The sequence below is a fragment of the Phaeodactylibacter xiamenensis genome, assembly GCF_000759025.1.
Lineage (GTDB): Bacteria > Bacteroidota > Bacteroidia > Chitinophagales > Saprospiraceae > Phaeodactylibacter > Phaeodactylibacter xiamenensis.
The window spans coordinates 1-656 of the sequence record NZ_JPOS01000161.1 but is presented as its reverse complement, the minus strand read 5'-3'; the positions used below and the strand labels follow the sequence as shown (position 1 = coordinate 656).

Sequence of the window (656 nt, the reverse complement as noted above, 5' to 3'; positions counted from 1 at the left end):
CCATCTGAGGTAGCCAACACAGCAGAGCCAACTCGGTGGGTGCCATTATTAAATTCAGCGCCCACGCCAATCATCAGTTCATTAGGGCTACCCTTCGACAAGGTGCCGATCGCTAAGTTGCGGTTATTGGGCGTTAGGGTGCGGTCCCAGACTTCCGTCCCTCCATCATGATACTTGATGCAAAGCGCACCAAACAACCCCGTGGTATCGGTTATCGCGCCTCCTACATATATGGTGTCACTGTCCACCAACAGGCTGCTGCCGCCATCGTACCCATTGCCAATGCCGTTGTAGGTGCTGTACCAGTCTACCTGCCCATTGATATCATATTTTAGCGTGAGGACATCATAGCTATTGGCGCTTCCATTATAAACGGTACCTGTGATGAACAACTCTGTCAGGCTACTATTGGTCGTGATGGCCCCCGCAATAATATTTCCCGGGGTAGGAAGGTTAAAAGTGTCCTGATAGGCTATAGTCCCCCCTAAATTATAGCGGGTCACTAACAGGTCGTAATATCCACCGCTTTCGTTGTATGAACTCCCCACTGTGTATACCCCTCCTATTCGCGAAGGCGTGCTCAAGACCCGGTCTAAACTCAGCGCAGGCTGCTCCCCCTTGCTGGCCTGCCAGGTCTCCAGGTAGAAGGTGCTTTG

Annotated in this window: 1 protein-coding gene; it reads right to left on the bottom strand. The window is 52.0% G+C overall.

Annotation, left to right across the window (positions count from 1 at the left end):
- On the bottom strand, window positions 1-656 hold a 656-nt coding region (locus IX84_RS33705; protein WP_044230455.1), incomplete at both ends, for a hypothetical protein.